The following is a 26,186-nucleotide window of genomic DNA, read 5'->3' as shown; positions in this document are numbered from 1 at the left end:
ACCCCCACCTGCCGCCCCCGTTCCGGCGCCTCCGGCGCCGTTGCCGCCGGGGGCCTGACCCGCACAGGGGGTTCCGATGCACCACGTCCGCCGGGCATGGGCCGTCCCGATCGGGGCGATCGGCATGGCCACCACACCCGCATTCGCCGCCGCCACCCCACCCGAGGGTGACGTCGTCCGAACCGACATCGCCAAAGGTGAGACCGCACAGGAGGTCTCGATCGTCACGCCGCCGGGCCAGCGGACCACCCTGCTGGTACAGGAACTGCTCATGCGGCCGGGTGCGAGCAGCGGCTGGCACACCCACCCCGGCCCCGAGTACTCCGTGATCACTGCGGGGGCGGTCGAGCTGCAGACCGCGGGCGACTGTGCCGTCGTCCCGTACGCGGCGGGCCAGACCGTGTTCATCCCGGCCGGGCTCGTCCACCGCGTCGCCAACACCGCTGCCCACGACGCCGGCGTCGTCGCCACCTACACGGTGCCCGTCGACGCCCCGGTCCGCGGTGACGCACCGCAGGGGTGCGCCGGTTAGCTCGAGCCCAGCGAACGCTGTCCCCGCCGACGCAGTGACCGACGCCGCCCCTGCGCGTCGCGCGGGGCCGGGTCACCTCCGGTGCAGGGGAGTTTGCTGGACTGTCCGGGTGTGATCTGCGGCTCATTTTGGCGCCGAAATGTAAGAATGTGAATTCCGGGGCGCGTGGGATTCTGATCTAGAACGGTTTGCCTGAAACCTTTTCTCCCTGATGACGCGGGGGAAAAGTTTCGCTGCCAAAAGGTCACGGGCGCGTAACGAAATCTTTTCTAAGCATGCTCTGAGAGTTTGCGCATCTCGGTTGGACACTGGACGAAATCAGCGGAAAAGCGCTGTCGGAACCGTCGCTAGACTCGGATCAGACCGCGCCATCCCGGCGCGCTGACGACTGAGATCAACGGCCGGTGCACGCCATACCGGCGGAGGTGCCGAGAGACATGGCAAACATCTTCACGCGTAAGAACACGTCCGTACCCGCCCCGAAGGTCATCGGGATGACCGCGCAGGACCCGCAGGTCGCGGTGCTCGACGTGGCCGCGCTGCCGCGTGGCCCGATCGGCGACGTCGCCGTCGACAGCGCATCCGGCTACGTCGTGACCACCAACCCCGGCGACCGCTCGATCACCGTCATCGACGCCGACTTGGGCTCCGCCCGGGTCATCCCCGTCGGTGGTGAGGCCGGTCTGGTCGCCGTGGCCGAGGACCGTGCCTACGTGACCACGTCCTCGCTGCAGGACGACGCCGTCACCGTGGTCGACACCCGTGCCGGCGCCGTGATCGCCCGCTATCCGCTCGCGTTCGGCGCGTCGGCCATGACCATCAGTCCCGACGGCAAGCGGCTCTACATCGGCCGCACCGGCGAACAGTCCGTCGACGTGGCGGTGCTCGACACCACGGCCGAGCGGTTCGGCACCATCGGCATCGGCTACCGACCCGGTACCAGCATCGACGCCGTCCGTGTCGACGCGGCCGGGCGCCGGCTGTACGTGGCCACCACCGGTCTCGCGGGCAGTGCGCTGTTCACCGTCGACACCGACACCGCCCGTGTCGTGCGCCGGCTCCGGCTGCCGTCCCCGATCCGCGACCTCGCGCTCGGATCCGACGGGCTGGCCTACGTGCTGCGTTCCGACCGCCGCTACGGCGGCAGCATCGACGTCATCGACCTCGGCGCCAACACGGTCATCGACTCCGTGGCCATCGGCGGCGCGCCCACCCAGCTGAGCGTGACCGCCGACGGCGCCCGCGCCTACGTCGTCGACTATGACCGCGTGGTCGTGTTCGATGCGCGGACCGCCGAGGTGGTCGACGAGATCACCGGTGACGCGACCCCGGCGTGCGTGGCCGTGCGCCAGGACGGCCGCCGACTCTACGTCGCGGACTTCGGCGGGGCCATGACCTCACTGGCCGTGCCCGCCGCGCCCGCGCAGCTGCCGTACTCGCCGTTCGCGATGACCGATCCGATCGTCAACCGCGATCTGCGCGAACTCTCGCCCGCGGTCTAACGCCACCGGTAACGGGTCTTCGGGCGGCCGGCGCCGCCGTATTCGGTGAGGCGCGTGACGGTGCCGTCGTCCGCCAGCCGCTCGAGGTACCGCCACGCCGTCACCCGCGACACCCCGACCTGCGCGGCGACCTCGTCGGCCGTCAGCCCGTCCCCGGAATCGCGGACCGCTCTTGCGATCTCGTCATTGGTGCCGGGTGCCGCGCCCTTGGGTGCGGTGGCTCGCTCGGTCCCGCCCCGCAGTTCGGCGAGCGCGCGGTCGACCTCGGCCTGACTCGCCGCATCGATCCCGGCCGGCAGTGCCTCGCGGTAACGGCGGTAGCGCTCCAGCCGGTCGCGGAACGCCGCGAACGTGAACGGTTTCAGCAGATACGCCAACGCGCCGTGCGCGACCGCGGCACGCACCATCTCCAGATCGCGTTCGGAGGTGATCGCGATGATGTCCGGCGCCGGACGCAGCCCGGACAGGGCCGAGGCCAACGCGATACCGCTGGCATCGGGTAGGCCGAGGTCGAGCAGCACCAGATCGATCGGCCGATCGTCGGCCGCCGCCTCCGACGCCGCCCGCATCGCGTCGCGGGCGGTGGAAACCACCGCGGCCGTTGCGAATCCGGTCAACCGCGACAGGTAGGTGTGGTGCGCCTCGGCGATCAGCGGATCGTCCTCGACGATGAGCACCGAGATCGGCGGGGCGTTCACGTCGCAACCACGGGAACCGTCACCGTCACCACCGAACCGTAGGTGACGTCGGCGGTGACCGTCCCGCCGTGCCGGGCCACCACTTGCGCGACCAGCGCGAGCCCCAGCCCGTGGTGGGCGCCCGACTTCGTCGAGTACCCGCGCCGGGTGGCGCGGGCGAACGTGTCCGGATCCATCCCCGCACCGCTGTCGGCCACCCGCATCAGCAGTCGGTGCTCGTCCTGGGTCACGGTCACCTCCACCCACGGATCGGCGCGGTCGCAGGCGTCCATCGCATTGTCGACGAGGTTGCCCAGCACGGTCACCATCTCCTGGCCGGACAGCACATCGCTGTGCGAGGGCAGCTGCGTGTCCTCGGTGACGGTCAGCGCGATCCCGCGTTCGTCGGCCTGGGCCGTCTTGCCCAGCAACAGCGCCACCAGCGCCGGCTCGCCGACCGCGCCGGACAGCCGGTCCACCAGATGTTGGGACAGCTCGAGCTCCTGGGTCGCGAACCGCACGGCGTCCTCGGTGCGGCCCATCTCCACCATCGTGACGACGGTGTGCAGTCTGTTCGCCGCCTCGTGCGCCTGGGCCCGCAGCGAATCGGTGAGCACCTGCAGCGAGCTGAGTTCGCCCAGCGCCCCTTGCAATTCGGTGCGGTCGCGGATCGTCACCACCTCCGAATCGGACTCGGCCACCCTGGAGCGGTTGACCACCAGCACCCGGTCCTCGGTGACGTGCACTTCGTCGCGCACGCCGGGGTCGGAAATCTGCAGGAACTCGGGCAGCGCGGCGGTGTCGATCGGCCCCGGCGGTAACCCGAGCAGACGCCGGGCCTCGTCGTTGACCAGGGCCACCCCGCCGCCGTTGAGCACGATCAGACCCTCGGACACCGAATGCAGGATCGCGTCGTGGTGTTCGTACATCACGCGTAACTCGTCGGGGCGCAGCCCGTGGGTCTGGCGCATCAGCCTGCGCCGGATCAGCCACAGGCCGACGGACGAAATCGCCACGGCCGCAGCGGTGACGGCCGCGATGACCGGCACCTGCTCGCGCCAGCGCTGGGCCAGTGTCTGCTGCGTGATCCCCGCCGACACCAGACCGACGATGCGTCCGCCGTCGTCGCGCACCGGGGCGACGGCGCGGATCGACGGACCGAGGGTACCGGTGTAGACCTCGCTGAACGTCTCCCCGCGCAGCGCGGGTTCGGTGGTGCCCAGGTACTTGCCGCCGATCTGCTGCGGATCGGTGTGGGTGAACCGGACCCCGTCGGGCGCCATGATCGTGATGAACGCGATGTCGGTCTGGGTGCGGACCGCTTCGGTCACCGGCTGCAGAAGCGCTGTGGCCCTTCCGGATTCGATGGCCTGCGCGGTCGACGGCGAATCGGCGAGTGCGGTGGCGATCCCCACGACCTGCTGCCGGGCGGCCTCGTCACCGTCGCGCCGCGCGTCGATCAGCGCGAGTGCGCTCCCGGCGATGACGATGACCGCGATCACCGCGATCTGGAGGGCGATGGCCTGGCCCGCGAGGGACTTCGGGCCGATCCACCGCCAGGAGCGTTTCACGCGCACCTCCGGCTGAAAGAAATGAACTTAAGCGTGACCTGGCTCACGTCGTCGCCGAACCTACTTGCAGACCGCACCCGATGTCGACCGGAGGAACCATGAGCGTCACCCTCGACCCACCGCCCGAAACGCCCGCCCGGCGGCGCGACCGCACCCACTGGCTCTACATCGCCGTCATCGTCGCGGTGGTGGCCGGCGTCGCCGTCGGCATCGCGGCGCCCGCCGTCGGCAAGAGCGTCGGCGTGCTCGGCACAATGTTCGTCGACCTGATCAAGATGATGATCGCGCCGGTGATCTTCTGCACGATCGTGCTGGGCATCGGATCGGTGCGCAAGGCGGCCACCGTCGGCAAGGTCGGCGGGCTCGCCTTCGCCTACTTCCTGGTGATGTCGACCTTCGCGCTGGCGATCGGCCTGCTGGTCGGCAACGTGCTGCACCCCGGAAGCGGGATGAACCTGACGGAGAGCACGGCGGGTAAAGGCGCCGAACTGGCCGAGAAGGCCCACGAATCCGGCGGCCTGCTCGACTTCGTGCAGGGCATCATCCCCGACACGCTGGTCTCGGCGTTGACCGCGGGCAGCGTGCTGCAGGCGCTGTTCGTCGCGCTGCTCGTGGGTTTCGCGATCCAGGCGATGGGCCGCACCGGGGAGCCGATCCTGCGCGGCGTCGAGCATCTGCAGAAGCTGGTGTTCAAGATCCTGGTGATGATCCTGTGGCTTGCGCCGATCGGCGCGTTCGGCGCGATCGCCAACGTCGTCGGCCAGACCGGATGGGCCGCGGTCACCCAGCTGCTGACCCTGATGCTCGGCTTTTACGTCACCTGTGCGGTGTTCGTCTTCGGGGTGCTCGGCGTGCTGATGCGCGCGGTGGCGGGGGTGTCGATCTTCAAGCTCGTCCGCTACCTGGCCCGGGAGTACCTGCTGATCGTGTCGACCTCGTCGTCGGAGTCCGCGCTGCCGCGGCTCATCGCCAAGATGGAACACCTCGGGGTCGACCGCAGCACCGTCGGCGTCGTCGTACCGACCGGCTACTCGTTCAACCTCGACGGCACCGCGATCTACCTGACGATGGCGTCGCTGTTCATCGCCGGCGCCCTCGGTGATCCGCTGTCGCTGACCGAGCAGATCGGGCTGCTGGTGTTCATGATCGTGGCGTCGAAGGGTGCGGCCGGCGTGACGGGCGCGGGGCTGGCGACGCTGGCGGCGGGTCTGCAGAGCCACCGGCCCGACCTGCTCGACGGCGTCGGTCTGATCGTCGGGATCGACCGGTTCATGTCGGAAGCCCGTGCGGTGACGAACTTCTCGGGCAACGCGGTCGCCACCATCCTGGTGGGCTCGTGGACGAAGACGATCGACCGGCAGCGGGTGGACGCGGTGCTGCGCGGTGACGAACCGTTCGACGAACTGACGATGGTCGACGACGAGACCGGCGACAGCGCACGCACACCCGAGCGGGTGCCCGCAGCGGTCTGAGACACCACCGGAATGACCCGACCGGCTTCCCCTCACCGGTCGGGTCTTCCGGTGTCTCAGCTACCGCAGTTGACCGAGACCGACACCGTGCGGCCGACCACGATCGGGTTGAACGCGTTGATGTGGAGGTCGTCGTCGAAGCCGATCCGGTCGATCGGCGAGAACGACGTGACGGTCCGCTTGTTGCGGATGCTGGTCACCACGCATTCGCTCAGCGGCGCGCTGCCGACCCGGTCGATGTTGACCGTGAAGCCCTCACCGCGCAGCCGGTTGATGGTGTCCTGCGCCGATTCCTGCGCCGACGCCATCCCGGCGGGCGCTGCCATCACCCCGCACGCCGCCGCCGCCACCGCTGCCAAAGCCCACTTCGTCCGCATGGCCTGTCTCCGTTTCTCATCGTCTGCCAAGTGGAACCGCGGATCGCCCGGAAACTCTTCCCAGGGCCCGCAAGATCTGACGAGGAAACGGGGTGGTCACCGAAACGGTTCAATGCGATTTTTGGCGAGGTTCAGCGCTCGGCGCGCTGATAGGCGGTCACCACGGCCGCGCCACCCAGCCCGATGTTGTGCTGCAGCGCCGCGGTGACGCCCTCGACCTGACGTTTGTCGGCGGTCCCGCGCAACTGCCACGTCAGCTCCGCGCACTGGGCCAGACCGGTCGCGCCGAGCGGGTGACCCTTGGAGATCAGCCCGCCCGACGGGTTGACCACCCAGCGTCCGCCGTAGGTGGTGTCGTCGTTGTCGATCAGCTTGGGCGCCTCACCCTCGCCGCACAGGCCCAGCGCCTCGTACAGCAGCAGCTCGTTGGCCGAGAAGCAGTCGTGCAGCTCGATGACCTGGAAGTCGGCGGGCCCGAGCCCGGACTGGTCGTAGACCTGTTGGGCAGCTTTGACGTTCATGTCGTAGCCGATGAGGTTCTTGGCCGACCCGTCGAAGCTGCTGGTGAAGTCGGTGGTCATCGCCTGGCCGACGATCTCCACCGCCTGCCCGGCGAGCCCGTGCTGGTCGACGAACTTCTCGCTGGCCAGGATCGCCGCACCGGACCCGTCGGAGGTCGGTGAGCACTGCAGTTTGGTCAGCGGGTCGGAGATCATCTTGGCGCCCAGGATGTCGTCGAGGGTGTAGGAGTCCTGGAACTGGGCGTACGGATTGTTCACCGAGTGCTTGTGGTTCTTGTAGCCGATCTTCGCGAAGTGTTCGGCGGTGCTGCCGTGCTGGCGCATGTGCTCACGGCCGGCCGCGCCGAACATCCACGGCGCCACCGGCATCGCGAACTCGTCGATCTCGGCCATCGCCTTGACGTGGCGGCCCATCGGGGACTCGCGGTCGCTGGCGCCGCCGCCGAGCGAACCGGGCTGCATCTTCTCGAAGCCCAGCGCGATGGTGCAGTCGGCCAGCCCGCCGCGGATCGTCTGCGCCGCCAGGTACAGCGCCGTCGAACCCGTCGAACAGTTGTTGTTGACGTTGACCACCGGGATGCCGGTCATGCCGAGTTCGTAGAGCGCGCGCTGACCCGAGGTGGAGTCACCCGTGCAGTAGCCGACGAAGCCGTGTTCGACCCGGGAGTACTCGATGCCGGCGTCCTCGAGCGCCTCTGTGCCGGACTCCTTGGCCATCTGCGGGTAATCCCAGCCCTCGCGACGGCCGGGTTTCTCGAACTTCGTCATCCCGACCCCGACGACGAACACGCGGTTGCCCTTCATGGCGATCCCTTCGCAGACAGCGGAAAGTGGTGTAGACCACAATAGAACGCGTTCTAGTTCGGGGGTCAAGAGGAGGTTCCATGGCGTTACGGGTGGTGCAGTGGGCGACCGGCGGCGTCGGCGTGGCCGCGATCAACGGTGTCCTCGAACACCCCGACCTCGAACTCGCGGGCTGTTGGGTGCACTCGAAAGACAAGGCGGGCAAGGATGTCGGCGAACTCCTCGGCAGGGATCCCATCGGGGTCACCGCCACCGACAGCGTCGAGGACATCCTCGCCCTCGACGCCGATGCGGTGATCTACTCGCCGCTGCTGCCCGACCCGAATCAGGTGGCCGCGCTGCTGCGGTCCGGGAAGAACGTGGTCACCCCCGTCGGCTGGTTCTACCCCGGCGAGAAGGAGGCCGCACCGCTGCGGGCGGCCGCGCTCGAGGGTGGCGTGACGCTGCACGGCACCGGTATCGCACCCGGCGGCATCAGCGAGAAGTTCCCGCTGGTGCTGTCGATCATGACGACCGGGGTGACGTTCGTGCGGGCCGAGGAGTTCTCGGACCTGCGCACCTACGACGCGCCCGATGTGGTGCGGTACGTGATGGGGTTCGGCGACACCCCGGAGAAGGCACTGTCCGGTCCGATGCAGAAACTGCTCGACGGCGGGTTCATCCAGTCGGTGAAGATGGTCGTGGACAAGATGGGCTTCCGCGCCGACCCGGTGATCCGCTCGTCGCAGGAGATCGCTGTCGCCACTGCGCCGATCGAGTCGCCGATCGGGGCGATCCAGCCCGGTCAGGTCGCCGCGCGGCGGTTCCACTGGGAGGCCACCGTCGACGGCGAGGTCGTCGTGCGTGTCACCGTCAACTGGTTGATGGGTGAGGAGAACCTCGATCCCGCATGGGCTTTCGGGCCCGCGGGGGAGCGCTACGAGATGGAGGTCCGCGGCAACCCGGATTTCACCGTGACCGTCAAGGGTTTTCAGCCCGACAGTGTCGAGGCGGGGCTGGAGAGCAACAACGGCATCGTCGCGACCGCCGCGCACTGTGTGAACTCGATCCCCGCCGTCTGCGCCGCGGCGCCAGGTATCGCCACCTACCTGGACCTGCCGCTGATCAGCGGGCGGGCGGCCACGCACCTGCGCTGAGTCCTACGGCTGCACCAGAATCCGGATCGGGTTGCCCTCTCCGCGTTCGAGTTTGGCGATACCCGAGGCGATGTCGTCGAGCGGCACGATCTCGCTGATCGAGCGCGACAGGTCCAGCCGCCCCCGCGACACCAGCTTGGTCAGCGTCTCGATGTCGACGTTCTGGTAGCCGAGATGGCCGAGCACCTGCCGCTTGGTCAGCCCGAACATCGACGTCGGGCCGACCGTGGGGCTCTCACCGCTCATCCCGACCGCGACCAGCCGGCCGCCGACGGTCAGATTGCCAAGCGCCTGTTCGAAGGTGGCCTTGAGCCCGACGGCGTCGAACGCCACATCGAGGCCCCGGCCACCGGTCACCGCTTTGATCTTGTCGTGCAGCGCAGGGTCGCTCGCCTCGAACGCGTGGTCGGCGCCGACGGCCAGCGCGCGCTCCAGGACGGCGGGGGCGATGTCGACGACGACGATCGGCACGGCACCGACCAGTCGGGCCAGTTGCACGATGTGGGTGCCCACCCCGCCCGCGCCCCATACGCCGACCGATTCGCCGACGCCCACCTTGCCGGTGCGCACCACCGCGCCGTACGGCGTCGACACCGCATCGGCCAGGATCGCGGCCTGTTCGAGCGGGACGTTGTCGGGGACGCGGGTCAGTCCACCCGCCTGGGCCACGGTGTACTCCGCCCAGGCGCCGTCGTAGGCGAACGCCATCAGCCGGATCTGCAGGCAGTTCGCGATGTCGCCGCGGCGGCAGTTCGCGCATTCCAGGCACGGCCGCCCGGCGGGCACCACGACGCGGTCGCCCACGTCCCAGCCGGTCACGCCGGGTCCCAGAGCGGCGACGGTGCCCGACGCCTCGTGGCCCTGGGTGACCACGGGCCGCTGCGCCGGGAAGGTGCCGTTGATCAGGCTGAGGTCGGAGTGGCAGATCCCGCAGAACGCGACCTTGACCAGCACCTCACCCTGACCCGGTCGGGGGACCGGGACCTCCTCGAGCGCAACCGTTTTGGTCTCGGCGTAGAAGCGCTCGGCGCGCATGGTCTCGGGGATCCGGTCGGCCATGGTCTGTCCTCCGCTCAGGCCGGGCGCGCGGTGCGGTCCCTGGCCAGTTTCCTGATCTTCTCGGGCAGCGCCTCGATGTCGGTGAGGCGGTCGAGCAGTTCGGGTTCCCCGCTGATCGCGCGAAACACCATCCCGACGGTGACGCCGTGTGCGGGACGGTCGGACACCACGATCCCGTCGCCGGCCCGCACCGAACCGGGCTGGATCACCCGTAGATAGGCCCCGGGCTGCGCCGCCTGGGTGAATGTCTTGATCCACCCCCGCACGCCCAGGAACGCGGCGAAGGTGCGGCACGGCGTGCGCGGTGAGGTGACCTCGAGGATCAGGCCGTCGGTGCCGACGTGCCAGCGTTCGCCGACCAATGCGCCGGTGACGTCGACGCCGGACGTGGTGAGGTTCTCGCCGAACTGTCCGTTGGTCAGCGTCCGGTCGAGCGTGGCCTGCCAGCCGTCGAGGTCCTCGCGCGCGTAGGCGTACACCGCCTGATCGTCGCCGCCGTGGAACTTCCGGTTGCCGATCAGGTCGCCGGCCAGACCGGCCCCAGGGCCGCTGCGCGACGGGCCCGGCGCCTGCACCGGCACCGCGTCGTCGGTCGACACCTTGTCGATACCGGTGACCTTGGTCGCCTTGGCCGGATTCGGCATCGGCCGGGCCTGGTTGACACTGAGCACGCGTGACACCGCTTCAGCGTAGGGCAGCCAAGGGCGGCATTCCTGCCAGCGACCGCTCAATTGCTGCCAGAGGAAATGATCCCGGCGCGCTGCGCTGTTCATCAGATCACAGGGGTCCACCCGCGGTCGCGCAGACCACAACCCGGACCCACCGATCGACAGGATGAGCCACCGTCATGACCACCGCACCGTTCACCTCGCGACGTGCCCGTGGCGACGCCGTGCCCGACCCGGCCGAATTCGTCACCGGCACAATCATTTCCGTCGTCTGGACGATCATCTTGGCGGTGCTCCTGGTGGCGTTCGTCGTTCACTTCGCCTGAGAAAACCAGGTGGCCGCGGCGCGTCATCGCGGTAGCCTGAGGCATGCTCGGCGGATCCGCGCACACGTGTGACATCGAGGAACTGCGCGGGCTGTTCCTTTTCGAAGGCCTCACCGACCGCCAACTAGAACGGCTGTGCGGCAACGCCACGGTGACGACCCTGCCCGCCGGATTGCTCTGCCGCGAAGGCGCACCGGCGACACACTTCTACGTCCTGCTCGACGGCGAGATCGCACTGTCGAAACGCACCGGCGACCGGGACATCGAGATGTGGACGACTTCGCAGCGCGGCGCCTACTGCGGAGCCTGGTCGGCGTTCCTGCCGGACGACGACGTCCGCTACGACAGCAACACCAGCCTGACCCGCCCGTCGCGGATGCTGGTGCTCGACGCCGCAACATTCGGCGACTTCCTGCGCAGCGAGTTCCCGATGGCCACCCACCTGCTGGTCGGACACTCCCATGGGCGGTCCAACGCCGGACGCATCCTCGGACCGCACGAGCGTCTGGCGCAGCTCGGCCAGCTGACCGCCGGCCTCACCCATGAACTGAACAACTCGGCGGCCGCTGCGGTGCGGGCGGCCTCCGCGCTGCGCGGCCGCATCGCCGAGACCCGTCATCGGGGCGACACGGCGCCGGCCGAACTGCACGACCGAGTGGCCGAGGTGGCCGCCAAACCGACCGGCCTCACCACCGCCGAGAAGTCCCGCCTGGAGGAGGCGCTCGGCGAATGGCTCGAGGCCCACGACGTCGCCGATGCGTGGGAGCACGCCGCCACGTTCGCCGAGGCCGGCCTCGACCTCGACTGGATGGAGCGGATCTCGGCGTCCGGGTGCGGTGACACTCCGGCGGCGCTCGATGCGGCGATCCGCTCGCTGAGCGCCACCGTCGAGACCGAGCTGCTCCTCACCGAGATCGCCGACTCGACGAAACGGATCTCCGTGCTCGTCGACCAGGTCAAGCAGTACTCACAACTGGACCGCGCCGCCTACGACGCCGCCGACATCCACGAATTGCTGGACAGCACGCTCGCGATGCTGTCGCACCGGCTCGATTCGCGGGTCACCGTCGTGCGCGACTTCGACCAGAATCTGCCCGACGTGCCGTGTTACGCCGCCGAACTGAACCAGGTCTGGACCAACCTCATCAACAACGCCCTCGACGCGATGCCGTCCGGGGTGCTCACCCTGCGCACCCGACGCGATCGCGACACCGTCCGCGTCGAGGTCTGCGACACCGGGGCAGGCATCCCCGAGGACGTGCTGCCGCGGATCTTCGATCCGTTCTTCACCACCAAACCGTTCGGGGAGGGCGCCGGACTCGGCCTCGACATCGCGGTGCGCATCGTCGACCGCCACCGCGGCGCCCTCTGGGCCGAGTCCACCCCCGGCAACACCCGGTTCATCGCCACGTTGCCGCTGACCGCTCAACCCGGCTGAGCCTCGGGAGACTCACCTGGCACAGTGAAGCCCGTGACGAAGCGAGCACTCGTGCTGGCCGGCGGCGGTATCGCCGGCATCGCCTGGGAGACCGGGGTGCTGTGCGGCATCGCCGACGAAGCGCCCGGCGCCGTACGCACCCTGCTGACCGCAGACGTGCTGGTGGGCACCTCGGCCGGGTCGACGGTCGCCGCGCAACTCGGCAGCGGCCTCGGCATCGACGAGCTCTACCGGCGGCAGTCGGCGGCGGAGTCGGCCGAGATCGACGCGGGGGTGAGCATCGAGACCATCACCGGGGTGTTCCTGGCCGCGTTGAGCGATCCCAACGCCACCACCGTGGAGAAGCTGCGCCGCATCGGCGAGATCGCGCTGACGACACCGACGGTCGCCGAGGACGTGCGCCGCGCGGTCATCGAGCAGCGGCTGCCGTCGCATGACTGGCCGGAGCGGGTGCTGCGGGTGACGGCGATCGACACCGCCACCGGCGAACTGGTCACCTTCGACCGCACCTCGGGGGTCGACCTGGTCGACGCGGTGGCCGCCAGTTGCGCCGTCCCCGGCGTCTGGCCGCCGGTGACGATCGGCTCGCGCCGCTACATGGACGGCGGCGTCGGCAGCTCGGTCAACATGGCCGTCGCCGCGGACTGCGACGCCGCGGTGGTGCTGGTGCCGTCGGGGCGGACGTCACCCTCACCCTTCGGCAGCGGCGCCGTCGCGGAGGTGGACGGGTTCAGCGCACCGACGTTCGGGATCTTCGCCGACGACGAGGCGCTCGCCGCGTTCGGGGCCAACCCCCTGGACCCGGCGTGTCGGATCCCGTCCGCGCAAGCCGGCCGCGCGCAGGGCCGACGGATCGCCGTGGACGTCGCGGCCTTCCTGTCAGGGCTGCAGTAGCGACGCGAACTGTGGCCGCTCGAACTCGTCGAGCGCCTGGATGGCCAGCTGCCTACCCACGTCGATCACCTCGGCCGCGCGGTGGAAATCCAAACTGCGACAAGCTGATCGGGGTATTTCGATGAGCAGGTCGGGCGGATAGGCCGCCAGGGTGTGCCGGGCCAGCGCGGCCTGGGCGATGTCGATGGTCCGGTTCATCACCTCGAAGCTGCCCAGCCTCGGCACCGACACCTCCTTTGAAGCGTCGACGAGTTGGTCGGCGCTGCTGTCGGTTTCGAGCTCCGGCTCGTCGTCGCCGTCCTCTTCTGGGGAGGTGCCGAACCGGCCGATCATCGACCGGACCGCCGGGGTGTCGAGCACCGTGCGCGCCGATTTGGTGTCCAGCAGCGCAGAAGTGCTGCGCAACAGGCGGTTCAGCCAGTCCGCCGTCGAATGGGCGTCATCGTCGTCGGGGGCGGTGCCGCCGGACTCGCTGCCGCCGAGACTCACCGCGATGGTCACGTCGGCGTTGACCGCGGCGACCGGCGCCATCGGCAGCGGGTCGAGGATGCCGCCGTCGGCGAGCAACCGCCCGTCGAGCACGTGCGGGGTGATGACCCCGGGGATCGCGATCGACGCGCGGATCGCCGCGTCCACCGGGCCGCGCTGCAGCCACACCGACTTGCCCGCGATCAGATCCGTCGTCACAGCGGTGTAGGGCACCGGCAGATCCTCGATGCAGACGTCGCCCAGCACGTCACGCACCGCGTCGATGATCTTCTCCGCCCTCAACACCCCCGGCGCGGTCAGCGAGGGATCGAGCAGGCGCAACACCGCACGCTGGGTCAACGACTTGGCCCACTCGGCATATTCGTCGAGCTTGCCCGCGGCCTGCAGCCCGCCGACGAGCGCGCCCATCGACGATCCGGAGACGCCGACGATGTCGTAACCGCGTTCGCGTAGTTCGTGGATCACACCGATGTGCGCGTACCCGCGGGCACCGCCGCTGCCGAGGACCAGAGCGACGCGTTTGCTCATGGGGTCATTCTCCGCCGGTTGTGCGCACCGTGATTCGAAGTCATCCGCACAGTTCGTCGGCGGCGGCCTGCGCGGCGACGATGACGGCGGCCTGGCGTCCCGGTGCGAGCTTCGACCACGGCTCCCCGAACGTGCCAGGACCGGGCGCCTCCGAGCGCTGGATCTCCGCGAGATAGGGCTCCAGCTGGGCCTTCAGTTCGCCGCCGCGTTCGACCATCCACAGCCGAGCGGTATTGCAGGCCTGGAAGTACTCGTCCTCGGTGGACTCCGCAGGGGCGCCGACGGCCGTGGTCACGCCGCCCGGCGACACACCGACCTCACCGGGGGCGGCGGTCGGGGTCTCCGACGACGTCGCCGGGGCGCTGGCCTGCGGCGACGGCTGCGACGACGTGGTCTCCGCGGAGTCGTCGCCGCCGCTCGAGCAGCCGGTGAGAATGAGGCCGCCGGAGACTGCGACGGCCGCGAACAGGCGTGGGAGGCAGCTGCGCATGGCCTCAATCTATGCAACACTTGCCGCCGTGATGGAGCGGACCGCGGTTCTGGAGTGTTGTCGGGCCTGACGCCCACCCCCTGACATCCGTCTGCCGTCCTCCTGGAGTTCCCGTCATGCCCGTGCACACCCTTGCCGTCCCCGCCGTGTCCGCGCCCACCCGGTTGCGCCTGCCGGATCTGCTGCACGCCACCGACCGCTGCGCCGACGACGTGCTGTCCGGACGGTTCGACCACGTCCTGCCGCGCGGCGGGGTGCCCACCGACGAACGCTGGTACACCCGGCTGCACGGTGACGACGAACTCGACATCTGGCTGATCAGCTGGGTGCCGGACAAGTCCACCGAACTGCACGACCACGGCGGCTCGCTCGGCGCGCTGACCGTGGTGTCCGGCGCACTTGCCGAAACCCGCTGGGACGGAGGCGGTTTGCGGCGACGACGGCTGTCGGCCGGGGATCAGGCCGCGTTCCCGCTGGGCTGGGTGCACGATGTGGTGTGGGCGCCCGAACCCGCCGTCCCGACCGGACCCACGCTCAGCGTGCACGCCTACTCGCCGCCGCTGACCGCGATGTCCTATTACGAGGTGACCGACCGACAGACGTTGCGGCGCAACCGCACCGAGCTCACCGAAACACCGGAGGGATGAGATGAGCCGCATCGACGCCGTCCTCGACGCCGCCCGCGCCCGGCTGCGCCGCATGCCCGCCGCCGAGGTGCCCGCCGCACTCGCGCGCGGGGCGGTCCTCGTCGACATCCGCCCGCAGGCCCAACGCGCCCGCGAGGGGGAGGTGCCCGCCGCCCTGGTGATCGAACGCAACGTGCTCGAATGGCGCTGCGACCCCACCAGTGACGCCCGCATCCCCGAGGCGGTCGGCGACGACGTCGAGTGGGTGATCCTGTGCTCGGAGGGGTACACGTCGAGTCTGGCCGCGGCGTCGCTCCTCGATCTGGGACTGCACCGCGCCACCGACGTCATCGGCGGCTATCACGCGCTCGAGAACGACGGGGTGCTGGCGTCACTCGCCGGAGTGCAGCAGCGGGCGTAACCGCGCGGTCTTCTCCGGCGTCCAGCCCGGCGGCTCCAGCACCGCCGCCCAGCCATTCACCACGTTCTTGACGTAGACGTGGCCGTGCCCGTCCGGAACGTCGACCGCCACCGCCATATCCGCCGACACCTGCAGGAACGTCACCACCGGGATCCACTTCATCCGCGCCGTGCGGTCGTAGCCGGGCGGTTCCTCCAGCCAGTCCGGCCGCGCGAACAACAGGTCCGGGTTCCACCACGAGATCGGATCCGACGCGTGCTGCAGGTAGACGACTCTCGGTGTCCGCCACGGCTTGTCGGGGCGGTCGAGATCCTCGGGCCGGGCCACGAAGCGGGCGTTGGCGCCGTCGTCGAAGATCGGCAGCCACTCCGGTGACCCCGGATCACGCTGCCCGGTCAACTGCGTCCAGATCGTGTTGTTGAACGTCGGACCGGAGAACAATGCACCGTCGGTGCGGGCGATGAGGTTGTTCAGCGCCAGGAACGGCGCCTCGCCGCCGAAGGAGCCGAGGCTCTCGCCGAAGACCACCAGGCGCGGGCGCCTGTTCTCCGGAACCGCACGTACCAGTTCGTCGACCGCCTCGAACAACGCCTGCCCGGCCTGTCTGGCGTTCTCCTTGTCGACCAGGAACGACAACCAGCTCGGCAGGAACGAGTACTGCATCGACACGATCGCGGTGTCGCCGTTGAACATGTACTCCAGCGCCGAGGCCTCGGCCTCGTTGATCCACCCGGTGCCGGTGGTGGTCGCGACCGCGATGACCGCGCGGTCCAGCCCGCCGGTGCGCAGCAGTTCCTGGGCGGCCAGCCGGGCGGTGGCGCGGATGCCATCGGCGGAGTTCAGCCCCGCGTAGGCGCGGATCGGTTCGACCGCGGGCGCCCCGTTGAACGCGGTCAGCTCGTCGGCCGTCGGCCCGCCCGAGACGAAGATGCGGCCCTGGTGGCCCAGCGATTCCCAGCTCACCAGCGACTGCGGGCCGCCCGACCGCAACGGGGTGTCCGGCGCCGGGGTGTCCGGATCGGTTTCGTCGTTGACCGTCGCGAAGGTGCTGTTGATCGCGCTCATCGCCCCGCGGACCACCACACCGTTGAGGATCGCGATCGTCAACGCCAGCAGCAGCACGACCACCACGACCACCGAGACCCGGGGCGGCGCAACACGATTCAACTTCCCGACGAGGAACCGGACCAGCCGCCGGACCAGCTGACCCACCTCGACGAGCGCGAACAGCACGACCAGCGACAGCACCGCCGCCAGCGGATGGTCCCAGAACCGCAACCGCGAGACACCCATCAGATCGCGGATCTGGTCCTGCCACACATGGAAGTACACGATCATCAGCACCTGGCCGACGACACCGACCACGACCAGCGCCAGCCACGCCCACCGCGGCGCGGGCGGGGTGCTGGGTTTCGACAGCATGTACCGCCACAGCCACACCGCGAAGACGCCGATCGCGTAGCCGGTGGCGCCGGCCCCGCCGCTGACCAGACCCTGGAACAGCGGGCCGCGCGGCAGCAGCGACGGCGTCATCGAGAACCACAGGAACACCAGCCCGGTGGCGGTGCCGAAGAACGTGTAATGCCGCAGCCACCAGGCGCGTTTCGGCGGCGCGGGTGCCTCTTCGACGGTCTGCGCGGTGACGGTCACCGCTGCAGATTAGCGATGCGTGAAGTTGGCGGGGCGCTTCTCGGTGAACGCCGCCATACCTTCTTTCTGATCCTCGGTCGCGAATGTGGAGTGGAAGAGCCTGCGCTCGTAGAGCAGACCCTCGGTGAGCGTCGACTCGAAGGCGCGGTCGACGGCCTCCTTGGCCATCCGGGATGCGTTGCGCGACATGCCCGCAATGGTGGCGGCCACGTCTCTTGCCTCGTCGAGCAGCTTGTCCGCCGGGACCACCCGCGAGACGAGACCGCTGCGCTCGGCCTCCTCGGCGCCGATCGTGCGGCCGGTGAGGATCAGGTCCATCGCCTTGGCCTTGCCGATCGCGCGGGTCAGCCGCTGCGAACCGCCCATCCCGGGGAGCACGCCGAGCTTGATCTCGGGCTGGCCGAACTTCGCGGTGTCGGCGGCGATCAGGATGTCGCACATCATCGCCAGCTCACACCCGCCGCCGAGCGCGTACCCCGCGACCGCGGCGATGGTGGGGGTGCGGGTGGCGGCGAATTTGCCCCACAGCACGAAGAAGTCGGCGGTGAACACCTCGGCGAACGACAGGTTCGCCATCTCCTTGATGTCGGCACCCGCCGCGAAGGCCTTCTCGCTGCCGGTGACGATGATCGCGCCGATGCCCTCGTCGTCGTCGAATTCGGCTGCCGCCGTGGTGACTTCGGCCATCACCTGCGAATTGAGGGCGTTCAGCGCCTTCGGCCGGTTCAGGGTGATCGTGCCGACGCGGCCCTCGCGGGTGACGAGGATGGTCTCGTAACTCATGGCGACTCCTTTTACGGGAAGGTGAGTTCGGTCTCGACGGGCTGGAAGTAGGCGGCGACGTCGGCCTCGGTGACCTCGGCGACCGAGGAGTGCGACCACTTCGGGTTGCGGTCCTTGTCGACGAGCTGGGCGCGGATGCCCTCGACGAAGTCGTGGCTGCGCAGCGACTCGCACGACACGCGGTACTCGTCGCGCAGCACGTCCTCCAGTGTGTCGAGCCGCGCGGCCCGGCGGACCGATTCGAGGGCGACGGCCAGCGCGATGGGGGAGCGGGTCTCGATGAGGTCGGCGGCGTCGGCGGCGGGCTTCGCGCCGTGCGCGCGCAGCGCGGCGACGATGTCGGCGACGCTGTCCCCGGCGTAGCACTCGTCGATCCAGTCCCGCTGGGCGAGCAGGGTGCTCTCCGGCGGTTGGACGGCGTGGGCGGCCAGCGCCGCCTCGACGCCGTCGGCGATGAGCGTGGTCGTGAAGTCGTCGAGCTTCTCGTGCGGCACGTAATGGTCGGCGAATCCCATCGCGATCGCGTCGGCGCCGCTGAACGGCGCACCGGTGAGCGCGGCGTGCAGGCCGAGCGCGCCGGGGGCGCGGGACAGCAGATAGGTGCCGCCCACGTCGGGGATGAAGCCGATGCCGACCTCGGGCATGGCCATTTTCGTGGTGTCGGTGACGATGCGGACGTCGCCGTGCGCGCCGACCCCGACGCCGCCGCCCATGACGATGCCGTCCAGCAGGGACACATACGGTTTCGGGTAGCCGCCGATGTAGGCGTTGAGCTGGTACTCCTCGAACCAGAACCGCCGCGCGTCCGCTCCGCCGGCCTTGGCGCTGTGATAGAGCGCGATCACGTCGCCGCCGGCGCACAGTCCGCGCTCGCCGGCGCCGGAGAGCAGCACGGTGTGGACGGCGTCGTCGTTCTCCCAGGCGTGCAGCGCCTCGCCGATCGTGGTCACCATGCCGTGGGTGAGCGAGTTGATCGCCTTGGGCCGGTTCAGGGTGAGCTGACCGACGCCGTTCTCGACAGAAACTAGGACGTCCTCGTTTTCGGCCACGGGAGCAATGTAGATCGTCGCCCGCGGCGGTCGCACGACGGGTAAGGTTTCGTTCGACGTCCTGGGAAGTTCCTGTGAGATCTTGAGTCCATCTCGGGAACTCCGGCCGGACCGTCGAACGTTGATCGTGTGTTCGTCATCGAACCACCTATGAGAGGACCCGACGGTGCGCGAGAGCAGCAACCCGGTATTCCGCTCCCTGCCGAAGACGCAGGGCGGATACGCGACATTCGGTACCGGAGCCGCCGGCTACGGTGCCCAGCAAATGCAGGCTGAGCCGTACACGACGCAGTACCCGCAGCAGACCGGGGTCTCCCGGCCCATGACCATCGACGACGTCGTCACCAAGACCGGCATCACGCTGGCCGTGCTGTCGGCCGTCGCCGTCGTCTCCTACTTCCTGGTCGGCATGAACCCGGGCCTGGCCGGCCCGCTGACCTTCATCGGCGCCATCGGCGGCCTGGTGATGGTGCTGATCGCCACCTTCGGGCGCAAGCAGGACAATCCCGCCATCGTGCTGACCTACGCGGGCCTGGAAGGCCTGTTCCTTGGCGCGATCTCGTGGCTGTTCGGCAACGTCGTCGTCGCCGGCGGTAACGCGGGCGCGCTGATCACCCAGGCGCTGCTGGCCACCTTCGGTGTGTTCTTCGGCATGCTGGTCGTCTACAAGACCGGCGCCATCCGCGTCACGCCGAAGTTCACCCGGATGATCGTCGCCGGCCTGTTCGGCGTGGTGGTGCTGATGCTCGGCAACTTCGTGCTGGCGATGTTCGGTGTCGGTGTCGGCGGCGGCGAGGGCATGGGCCTGCGCAGCGGCGGCACGATCGCGATCATCTTCTCGCTGGTCTGCATCGGCCTCGCGGCGTTCAGCTTCCTGATCGACTTCGACTCGGCCGACCAGATGATCCGCGCGGGCGCGCCGGAGAAGGCCGCGTGGGGTGTGGCCTTGGGCCTGACCGTCACGCTGGTCTGGCTGTACATCGAGATCCTGCGGCTGCTCAGTTACTTCCAGAACGACTAGCAGCCATTTCGAGGGAAGCCCGGCACCGGTGGTGCCGGGCTTTCTGCTTCGCTGGCGTTGACTCTGCGCCTACGGCGTTGCCTACTCGGACTTTCGCGCCACCAACGCAGAGTCAACGAGGTGGGTTGTCCACAGCGCGCGATGCATCCACAGGTCGACCGGTTGACGCTCCGACGACGGGGTGAGGCGTCGGCTGGCGTCACGACGCTTCGGCCATGGACGACGTGCCCTTCATCGGATCCGAGGCGCTGGCGCTGGGACGGCTGACCCGTCACGAGCTCCGTCGCTTTCACAAGGCAGTGCTCCCGGATGTCTACCTGGACCGCCGGACCGAACCGTCGCTACGTCAGCGCACGGAGTCGGCGTGGTTGTGGACGCACCGTGAGGGCGTCGTCGCGGGACTGGCGGCCGCCGCGCTGCACGGGTCGGCATGGATCGACGACGACGTGCCGATCGAGTTGATCTGGCGCAATGCGCGGACTCCACCGGGCGTTGTCACCCGGGCCGACACGCTGTTCGTCGGGGAGACCGAGACGTTCGACGGGCTGCCTGTCACGACTCCTGCCCGCACCGCGTTCGACCTCGGCAGGCGCGGTCCGCTCACCGGCGCAGTGGCCCGGCTCGACGCGTTGCTCCGCGCGACCGATCTATCCATCGCCGACATCCACGCGCTGGCGGCCGGCCACCGTCATACGCGCGGGCTGCGGCAGCTGGAGAGGGCGCTCGCGCTCGCGGATGCGGGCGCCGAATCCCCTAAGGAGACGTGGCTTCGGCTGCTGTTGATCCGCCACGGCTTTCCGCGTCCCCGTACCCAGATACCGGTGCCTGCCCCCGACGGCTACACCACGTACTACCTCGACATGGGTTGGGAAGATCTCAAGGTCGCCGCCGAATACGACGGTGACCACCATCGGACGACGAAAGACCGCTACGCCTACGAGATCCGACGCGCCGAGGACATCGCCGCGGCGGGTTGGCTCGTCGTCAGGGTGGTGGCGCGTACGCCTGAGCTCGACGTGATCCGCCGGACGGAGCGAGCATGGCGGCTCCGCACCCGTTGACTCTGCGCCTACGGCGTTGGCCACTCGCACTTTTGCGCCGTGAGCGCAGAGTCAACGCAAAGAGAAAACTAGCTCAGGCGCTCGATGATCATCGCCATACCCTGACCGCCGCCGACGCACATCGTCTCCAGGCCGAACTGCTTGTCGTGGGTCTGCAGGTTGTTGATCAGCGTGGCCGTGATCCGCGCGCCCGTCATCCCGAACGGATGCCCCAGCGCGATCGCCCCGCCCGAGACGTTGAGCTTGTCCTCGTCCATGCCCAGCGCGCGCGCTGAACCGAGCACCTGCACCGCGAACGCCTCGTTGATCTCGTAGAGGTCGACGTCGTCGATGCCCATCCCGGCGTTGGCGAGCGCCTTCTTCGACGCCTCGATCGGGCCGAGACCCATGATCTCTGGCGACAACCCGGACACCCCGGTCGCGACGATGCGCGCCAACGGCGTCAGGCCCAGCTCACGTGCCTTGGTGTCGCTCATGATGACCAGCGCGGCGGCGCCGTCGTTCAGCGGGCACGCATTGCCGGCGGTGATGGTGCCGTTGGGCCGGAACACCGGCTTGAGCTGGCTGATCTTCTCGTAGGTGGTGCCGGCGCGCGGGCCGTCGTCCTTGGAGACGACGGTGCCGTCCGGCAGCGTCACCGGCGCGATCTCGCGCTCGAAGAAGCCGTTGTTGATGGCCTCCTCCGCACGGTTCTGTGAGCGGACGCCCCAGTGGTCCTGGTCCTCACGGCTGATGCCGGTGTGCAGCGCGACGTTCTCGGCGGTCTGGCCCATCGCGATGTAGACGTCGGGCAGGTTGCCGTCCTCGCGCGGGTCGTGCCACTCGTCGGCGCCCGCGGCGGCTTGGTTCGAACGCTCTTGGGCCTCAGCGAATTTCGGGTTCTTCGAATCGGGCCAGCCGTCGGCGCTGCCCTTCGCGAACCGCGACACCGTCTCCACACCCGCGGAGATGAACGCGTGACCCTCGCCGGCCTTGATCGCGTGGAACGCCATCCGCGAGGTCTGCAGCGACGACGAGCAGTACCGGTTCACGGTGGTGCCCGGCATGAAGTCGTAGCCCAGCTGCACGGCCACCGCGCGGCCGATGTTGAAGCCGGACTCACCCGCGGGCTGGCCGCACCCCATGATCAGGTCGTCGATGTCGTGCGGATCGAGCGAGGGGACCTTGTCCAGGGCGGCGCGCACCATCTGGGCGGCGAGATCGTCGGGACGCATGTCGACCAGCGACCCCTTGTTGGCGCGGCCGATCGGCGAACGCGCGGTCGAGACGATGACGGCTTCAGGCATGACGGCTCCTCAATCGGCTGGTAACGGCAAAGTTAGCCTGCGGATGCGATGACCGGTGCAGGCACCCCGGTTGTCCGCCGCCACAGGCGGGTGACGCCCCCGACTTTCGCGAGCAGCGTGCTGACGTCGGCGGCGCGGGTGCGCAACGCCTGCTCGGGCACGCTGTCACCGCCGCCTTCGCCGAGCGCCTCGCACAGCGCGGGCAGCAGCTGGTTGGCCGCCAGCGCGTATCCCGCCGCCGACGGGTGGAACATGTCGTCGGAGAACAACTCCTCGGGGTGGCGGTAGAACTCCGGGGCCAGCAGATCGGAGAACGGGACCGGCACGCCGCCCTCGGCGCGCACCGCCGAGGCCTGGGCGCGTGCGAGCCGCAGCCCCAGCGTCCGCGCCACCGTGCGCAGCGGCTGGGGGATCGCGGTGATCACCCCGAAGTCCGGGCAGGTGCCCACGACGACGACCGCGCCGCTGGTCCGCAGCCGGGCGACGGCCTTGCCCAGCCGCCGCGCCGACGGCGCGATGCCGTTGAGTGCGGTGATGTCGTTCGCGCCGATCATGATGACCGCGGCATCGGGCGGGGGACCGGCGACGAACATCGCGTCGATCTGCCCCTCGAGGCCCTTGGACGTGGCGCCGACGATCGCCTTGGTACTCAGCCGGATCCGTTTGCCGGACTGTTCGGCCAGTCCGCGCGCGATCAGCACGCCGGGCACCTCCTCGGCGCTGCGGCAGCCGTACCCCGTCGCGGTCGAGTCGCCGAAGATCATCAGGTGCAGGTCGAACGGGTCGCCGCGGTGCCACCGCTCGACGGGGCCGCCGCCGGGGGAGTACACACCGTCGGCGCGCGGCGGAATGTCCCAGGCCTTCGGGATGACCTCACGAGCGCGGGCCGCCTGACCCTGGAGCAGATTGCGCACGCCGAGGTAGGCGGATCCGGTCGACGCGAGCGTGGCCGCCGCTGCCAGGGCACCGCGTGAAGCGCGCACGCCGATCAGTTTAGGGACCGTCCGCGTGGCATCGGAGTGACGGCGATCACGGTGCGGTATCAAGACCGGAACGAAAATTGTTTGAACCATTGTGATACCGGTTACATGTGCGAAGCTGAGTTACGGAGATTGGCTGAGTAGCTGAGCACCTGGCACTACAACGGCGTAGGAGGTGGTCGCGATGACCGCACCGAGCAGGGTTCCCAGCTCTTCGTTTGCTGGCCTCCGGGCAGGTAGCCCATACCGGTCGCGGCGGTACCCGGTCAGTGACGGCGCACCCGTCGAGGTGGTCGAGGACGGCCCGAGCATCGCCGCCCGCGTCATGGCGCTCGCCGCGATGGCGACCATCAAGCCCACGCTGACGATCGGTAGCCTCGCCCCGAAGATGCCCTGGCCATGGGGTGTGATCGACTTCGCCTGCCGCATCATGCGCCCCGTCCCGGGCACTATCCGGGCGACCATTGCGCTGCAGAACTGCAACGCCCAGCTGGTCCGCGCGCCCGGCGTGCTGCCGGCCGACGGCAAACGCAGCATCATTCTCTATCTGCACGGCGGCGCCTTCCTGACCTGCGGCGTCAACTCCCACAGCCGGCTGGTGACCGCGCTGTCGAAGTTCGCTGACAGTCCCGCGCTGGTCGTCAACTACCGAATGATCCCCAAGCATTCCGTGGGTCAGGCCGTCGACGACTGCTACGACGCCTACCAGTGGCTGCGGCGGAAGGGCTACGAACCCGACCAGATCGTGCTGGCCGGTGACTCCGCGGGCGGCTACCTGTCGCTGGCGCTGGCCGAACGGCTGCAGGCCGAGGACGAGACGCCCGCCGCCGTCGTCACCATGTCCCCGCTGTTCGAACTCGACAACGAGGCCCGCGCCAACCACCCGAACGTACGCAGCGACGCGATGTTCCCGGAGCGCGCGTTCCACGCGCTGGTCGAGCTCATCGAGCACGCCGCCGAGAAGCACCTCGTCGACGGGAAACCCGAACCGATCTACGAACCGCTCGACCACATCGAGCCCGGCCTGCCGCGCACGCTCATCCACGTGTCCGGCTCCGAGGTTCTGATCAGCGACGCTCGCAAGGCCGCACGGTTGCTCGCCGCCGCGGGCGTGCCGGTCGAGGTCCGCGTGTGGCCCGGTCAGATGCACGTCTTCCAGCTGGGAGCCCCGGTCGTGTCGGAGGCGCAGCGGTCGCTGAAGCAGATCGGCGAGTACATCCGAGAGGCCACCTGGTAGCGGTTCGACGAGCCTGGGACGATGGAGTCATGCGCATCGCCCAGCACGTCAGTGAGCTCATCGGCAACACACCCCTGGTACAGCTGAACTCGGTTGTGCCCGCGGGGGCCGGCACGGTCGCGGCGAAGATCGAGTACCTGAACCCCGGCGGCAGCTCCAAGGACCGCATCGCGGTCAAGATGATCGATGCTGCCGAGAAGAGCGGTGAACTCAAACCGGGCGGCACGATCGTCGAACCCACCTCCGGCAACACCGGCGTCGGGCTGGCGCTGGTCGCCCAGCAGCGCGGCTACAAGTGCGTCTTCGTCTGCCCCGACAAGGTCAGCGAGGACAAGCGCAACGTACTGCGCGCCTACGGCGCCGAGGTCGTGGTGTGCCCGACGGCGGTCGCCCCCGACGATCCGGACAGCTACTACAGCGTGTCCAACCGTCTGGTCACCGAGATCGAGGGCGCGTGGAAGCCCGACCAGTACTCCAACCCGATGGGGCCGGAGTCACACTACGAGACCACCGGGCCGGAGATCTGGCGCGACACCGAGGGCAAGATCACCCACTTCGTCGCGGGCGTGGGCACCGGCGGCACGATCACCGGAGCCGGCCGCTACCTCAAGGAGGTGTCCGGCGGGAAGGTCCGCGTCATCGGCGCCGACCCGGAGGGCTCGGTGTACTCCGGCGGGACCGGACGGCCGTATCTGGTCGAGGGCGTCGGTGAGGACTTCTGGCCGTCGGCCTATGACCCCGCGGTGCCCGACGAGATCATCGCCGTCTCGGACGCCGACTCCTTCGACATGACCCGCAGGCTCGCCCGCGAGGAGGGGCTGCTGGTCGGCGGCTCGTGCGGGATGGCGGTGGTGGCCGCGAACGAGGTCGCGCGCAAGGCCGGTCCCGATGCGCTCGTGGTGGTGCTGCTGCCCGACGGCGGCCGCGGCTACCTGTCGAAGATCTTCAGCGACGACTGGATGTCGTCCTACGGGTTCCTGCGCAACCGGCTCGACGGTTCGATCGAACAACCGACGGTCGGAGATGTGTTGCGCGGCAAGTCCGGTGCGCTGCCCGACCTCGTCCACACCCACCCGGCGGAGACCGTGCGCGACGCGATCGGCATCCTGCGCGAGTACGGCGTCTCGCAGATGCCGGTCGTCGGCGCCGAACCGCCCGTGATGGCGGGTGAGGTCGCGGGCAGTGTGTCCGAACGCGAACTGCTGTCGGCGGTGTTCGAAGGCCGCGCGAAACTCGCCGACGCGGTGGCCGAGCACATGAGCCCGCCGTTGCCGTTGATCGGCGCGGGCGAACTCGTCAGCACCGCCGCCAAGACCCTGCGCGAATGCGATGCGCTGATGGTGGTCGAGGAGGGCAAACCGGTCGGTGTGCTGACCCGTCATGACCTGCTCGGATTCCTGTCCGACAGCAGCGGTCGCCGTTAGCCGAAATACGTAGCCCGGCAAACCAATCGCGGGGGTCGGCCCGCGCGGGAAAACGCGCGGTGCGTCGCGCTGCTCCGGTACAGTTAGCTCGCTTTATCCCAGCTACAGCTCTGGAAGGCACCCCGATGACCGAGCAACCGCCACCCCCCTCCGGGAACTACCCC

General features: G+C 69.2%; 26 protein-coding genes. 13 read left to right on the top strand and 13 right to left on the bottom strand.

Annotated elements, in window-relative coordinates:
• Positions 1–76: 76 nt before the first annotated feature.
• Positions 77–532 (top strand): cupin domain-containing protein, encoded by a 456-nt coding sequence (locus AU194_RS26880; RefSeq protein WP_059092325.1) that lies wholly within the window; start codon positions 77–79, stop codon positions 530–532.
• Positions 533–969: 437 nt separating this feature from the next.
• On the top strand, positions 970–2,034 hold the full coding sequence (locus AU194_RS26875) for a YncE family protein (RefSeq protein ID WP_059092324.1): 1,065 nt from the start codon (positions 970–972) through the stop codon (positions 2,032–2,034).
• Here AU194_RS26875 and AU194_RS26870 read toward each other — a convergent pair.
• Entirely contained in the window at positions 2,031–2,732 is a 702-nt protein-coding gene (locus AU194_RS26870; protein WP_059092323.1) for a response regulator, read from the bottom strand. The genes AU194_RS26875 and AU194_RS26870 overlap by 4 nt on opposite strands.
• On the bottom strand, positions 2,729–4,288 hold the full coding sequence (locus AU194_RS26865) for a sensor histidine kinase (protein ID WP_059092322.1): 1,560 nt from the start codon (positions 4,286–4,288) through the stop codon (positions 2,729–2,731). Before AU194_RS26865 ends, AU194_RS26870 begins: the two co-directional genes overlap by 4 nt.
• Before the next feature lie 92 nt (positions 4,289–4,380).
• Here AU194_RS26865 and AU194_RS26860 point away from each other — a divergent pair, with 92 nt between their 5' ends.
• Positions 4,381–5,754: a cation:dicarboxylate symporter family transporter gene (locus AU194_RS26860; protein ID WP_059092321.1), complete on the top strand. Its 1,374-nt coding sequence runs from the start codon at positions 4,381–4,383 to the stop codon at positions 5,752–5,754.
• Between the two features lie 56 nt (positions 5,755–5,810).
• On the opposite strand, the gene AU194_RS26855 is transcribed toward AU194_RS26860, so the two are convergent.
• Positions 5,811–6,131: a hypothetical protein gene (locus AU194_RS26855; protein WP_059092320.1), complete on the bottom strand. Its 321-nt coding sequence runs from the start codon at positions 6,129–6,131 to the stop codon at positions 5,811–5,813.
• Between the two features lie 131 nt (positions 6,132–6,262).
• Positions 6,263–7,456 (bottom strand): lipid-transfer protein, encoded by a 1,194-nt coding sequence (locus AU194_RS26850; RefSeq protein ID WP_059092319.1) that lies wholly within the window; start codon positions 7,454–7,456, stop codon positions 6,263–6,265.
• A gap of 80 nt (positions 7,457–7,536) precedes the next feature.
• On the opposite strand from AU194_RS26850, the gene AU194_RS26845 reads away from it, so the two are divergent.
• Positions 7,537–8,592, top strand: coding sequence for a dihydrodipicolinate reductase (locus AU194_RS26845; RefSeq protein WP_059092318.1), 1,056 nt, complete (start codon positions 7,537–7,539; stop codon positions 8,590–8,592).
• A 3-nt stretch (positions 8,593–8,595) separates the two neighbouring features.
• On the opposite strand, the gene AU194_RS26840 is transcribed toward AU194_RS26845, so the two are convergent.
• Positions 8,596–9,639 (bottom strand): zinc-binding dehydrogenase, encoded by a 1,044-nt coding sequence (locus AU194_RS26840; protein WP_059092328.1) that lies wholly within the window; start codon positions 9,637–9,639, stop codon positions 8,596–8,598.
• A 26-nt stretch (positions 9,640–9,665) separates the two neighbouring features.
• The gene (locus AU194_RS26835) at positions 9,666–10,322 is read right to left on the bottom strand and encodes an MOSC domain-containing protein (RefSeq protein WP_082698861.1); all 657 of its coding nucleotides are present in this window, start codon (positions 10,320–10,322) and stop codon (positions 9,666–9,668) included.
• 176 nt (positions 10,323–10,498) lie between these two features.
• On the opposite strand from AU194_RS26835, the gene AU194_RS32015 reads away from it, so the two are divergent.
• From AU194_RS32015 to AU194_RS26825, 3 genes are read left to right on the top strand one after another with little or no spacing between them, the layout of a single operon-like run.
• Positions 10,499–10,645 (top strand): hypothetical protein, encoded by a 147-nt coding sequence (locus AU194_RS32015; protein ID WP_157576555.1) that lies wholly within the window; start codon positions 10,499–10,501, stop codon positions 10,643–10,645.
• 43 nt (positions 10,646–10,688) lie between these two features.
• A complete protein-coding gene (locus tag AU194_RS26830; RefSeq protein WP_059092316.1) occupies positions 10,689–12,083 on the top strand; it encodes an ATP-binding protein in 1,395 nt (464 codons plus the stop codon).
• 24 nt (positions 12,084–12,107) lie between these two features.
• Complete coding sequence (locus AU194_RS26825) at positions 12,108–12,977, top strand: patatin-like phospholipase family protein (protein WP_059092315.1); 870 nt, start codon at positions 12,108–12,110, stop codon at positions 12,975–12,977.
• Here the strand turns inward: AU194_RS26825 and AU194_RS26820 are convergent.
• Entirely contained in the window at positions 12,963–13,994 is a 1,032-nt protein-coding gene (locus tag AU194_RS26820) for a patatin-like phospholipase family protein (RefSeq protein ID WP_059092314.1), read from the bottom strand. The genes AU194_RS26825 and AU194_RS26820 overlap by 15 nt on opposite strands.
• A 40-nt stretch (positions 13,995–14,034) precedes the next feature.
• Positions 14,035–14,484, bottom strand: coding sequence for a lipoprotein LpqV (locus AU194_RS26815; RefSeq protein WP_059092313.1), 450 nt, complete (start codon positions 14,482–14,484; stop codon positions 14,035–14,037).
• Between the two features lie 116 nt (positions 14,485–14,600).
• Here AU194_RS26815 and AU194_RS26810 point away from each other — a divergent pair, with 116 nt between their 5' ends.
• Entirely contained in the window at positions 14,601–15,131 is a 531-nt protein-coding gene (locus tag AU194_RS26810) for a cysteine dioxygenase family protein (protein WP_059092312.1), read from the top strand.
• Between the two features lies 1 nt (position 15,132).
• Positions 15,133–15,531, top strand: coding sequence for a rhodanese-like domain-containing protein (locus tag AU194_RS26805; RefSeq protein ID WP_059092311.1), 399 nt, complete (start codon positions 15,133–15,135; stop codon positions 15,529–15,531).
• Here the strand turns inward: AU194_RS26805 and AU194_RS26800 are convergent.
• The 3 genes from AU194_RS26800 to AU194_RS26790 are packed head-to-tail and all read right to left on the bottom strand — an operon-like array spanning position 15,502 to position 19,013.
• The gene (locus tag AU194_RS26800; RefSeq protein WP_059092310.1) at positions 15,502–17,181 is read right to left on the bottom strand and encodes an alpha/beta-hydrolase family protein; all 1,680 of its coding nucleotides are present in this window, start codon (positions 17,179–17,181) and stop codon (positions 15,502–15,504) included. The genes AU194_RS26805 and AU194_RS26800 overlap by 30 nt on opposite strands.
• 9 nt (positions 17,182–17,190) lie before the next feature.
• Positions 17,191–17,964: an enoyl-CoA hydratase gene (locus tag AU194_RS26795; RefSeq protein WP_059092309.1), complete on the bottom strand. Its 774-nt coding sequence runs from the start codon at positions 17,962–17,964 to the stop codon at positions 17,191–17,193.
• Between the two features lie 11 nt (positions 17,965–17,975).
• Positions 17,976–19,013 (bottom strand): enoyl-CoA hydratase/isomerase family protein, encoded by a 1,038-nt coding sequence (locus AU194_RS26790; protein ID WP_059092308.1) that lies wholly within the window; start codon positions 19,011–19,013, stop codon positions 17,976–17,978.
• 166 nt (positions 19,014–19,179) lie between these two features.
• Between AU194_RS26790 and AU194_RS26785 the strand changes: the two genes are divergently transcribed.
• Both AU194_RS26785 and AU194_RS26780 read left to right on the top strand, forming a co-directional pair.
• A complete protein-coding gene (locus AU194_RS26785) occupies positions 19,180–20,034 on the top strand; it encodes a Bax inhibitor-1/YccA family protein (protein WP_059092307.1) in 855 nt (284 codons plus the stop codon).
• A gap of 215 nt (positions 20,035–20,249) precedes the next feature.
• Positions 20,250–21,095 carry a hypothetical protein gene (locus tag AU194_RS26780; RefSeq protein WP_059092306.1) on the top strand — a complete coding sequence of 282 codons (846 nt, stop codon included), beginning with the start codon at positions 20,250–20,252 and terminating at the stop codon, positions 21,093–21,095.
• Between the two features lie 68 nt (positions 21,096–21,163).
• Here the strand turns inward: AU194_RS26780 and AU194_RS26775 are convergent, their stop codons facing one another.
• Entirely contained in the window at positions 21,164–22,381 is a 1,218-nt protein-coding gene (locus AU194_RS26775) for an acetyl-CoA C-acetyltransferase (RefSeq protein WP_059092305.1), read from the bottom strand.
• 32 nt (positions 22,382–22,413) lie between these two features.
• Entirely contained in the window at positions 22,414–23,364 is a 951-nt protein-coding gene (locus tag AU194_RS26770; RefSeq protein ID WP_231743594.1) for an SGNH/GDSL hydrolase family protein, read from the bottom strand.
• 181 nt (positions 23,365–23,545) lie between these two features.
• Between AU194_RS26770 and AU194_RS26765 the strand changes: the two genes are divergently transcribed.
• Together AU194_RS26765 and AU194_RS26760 are read left to right on the top strand one after the other, a co-directional pair.
• Positions 23,546–24,598, top strand: coding sequence for an alpha/beta hydrolase (locus tag AU194_RS26765; protein WP_059092326.1), 1,053 nt, complete (start codon positions 23,546–23,548; stop codon positions 24,596–24,598).
• Positions 24,599–24,627: 29 nt separating this feature from the next.
• Positions 24,628–26,022 (top strand): cystathionine beta-synthase, encoded by a 1,395-nt coding sequence (locus tag AU194_RS26760; protein ID WP_059092304.1) that lies wholly within the window; start codon positions 24,628–24,630, stop codon positions 26,020–26,022.
• Positions 26,023–26,186: the final 164 nt, after the last annotated feature.

The sequence above is a fragment of the Mycobacterium sp. GA-2829 genome (assembly GCF_001499965.1).
Taxonomy (GTDB): Bacteria; Actinomycetota; Actinomycetes; order Mycobacteriales; family Mycobacteriaceae; genus Mycobacterium.
Note: the sequence above shows the minus strand (reverse complement) of the source record. Positions and strands in the feature narration are given on the sequence as shown.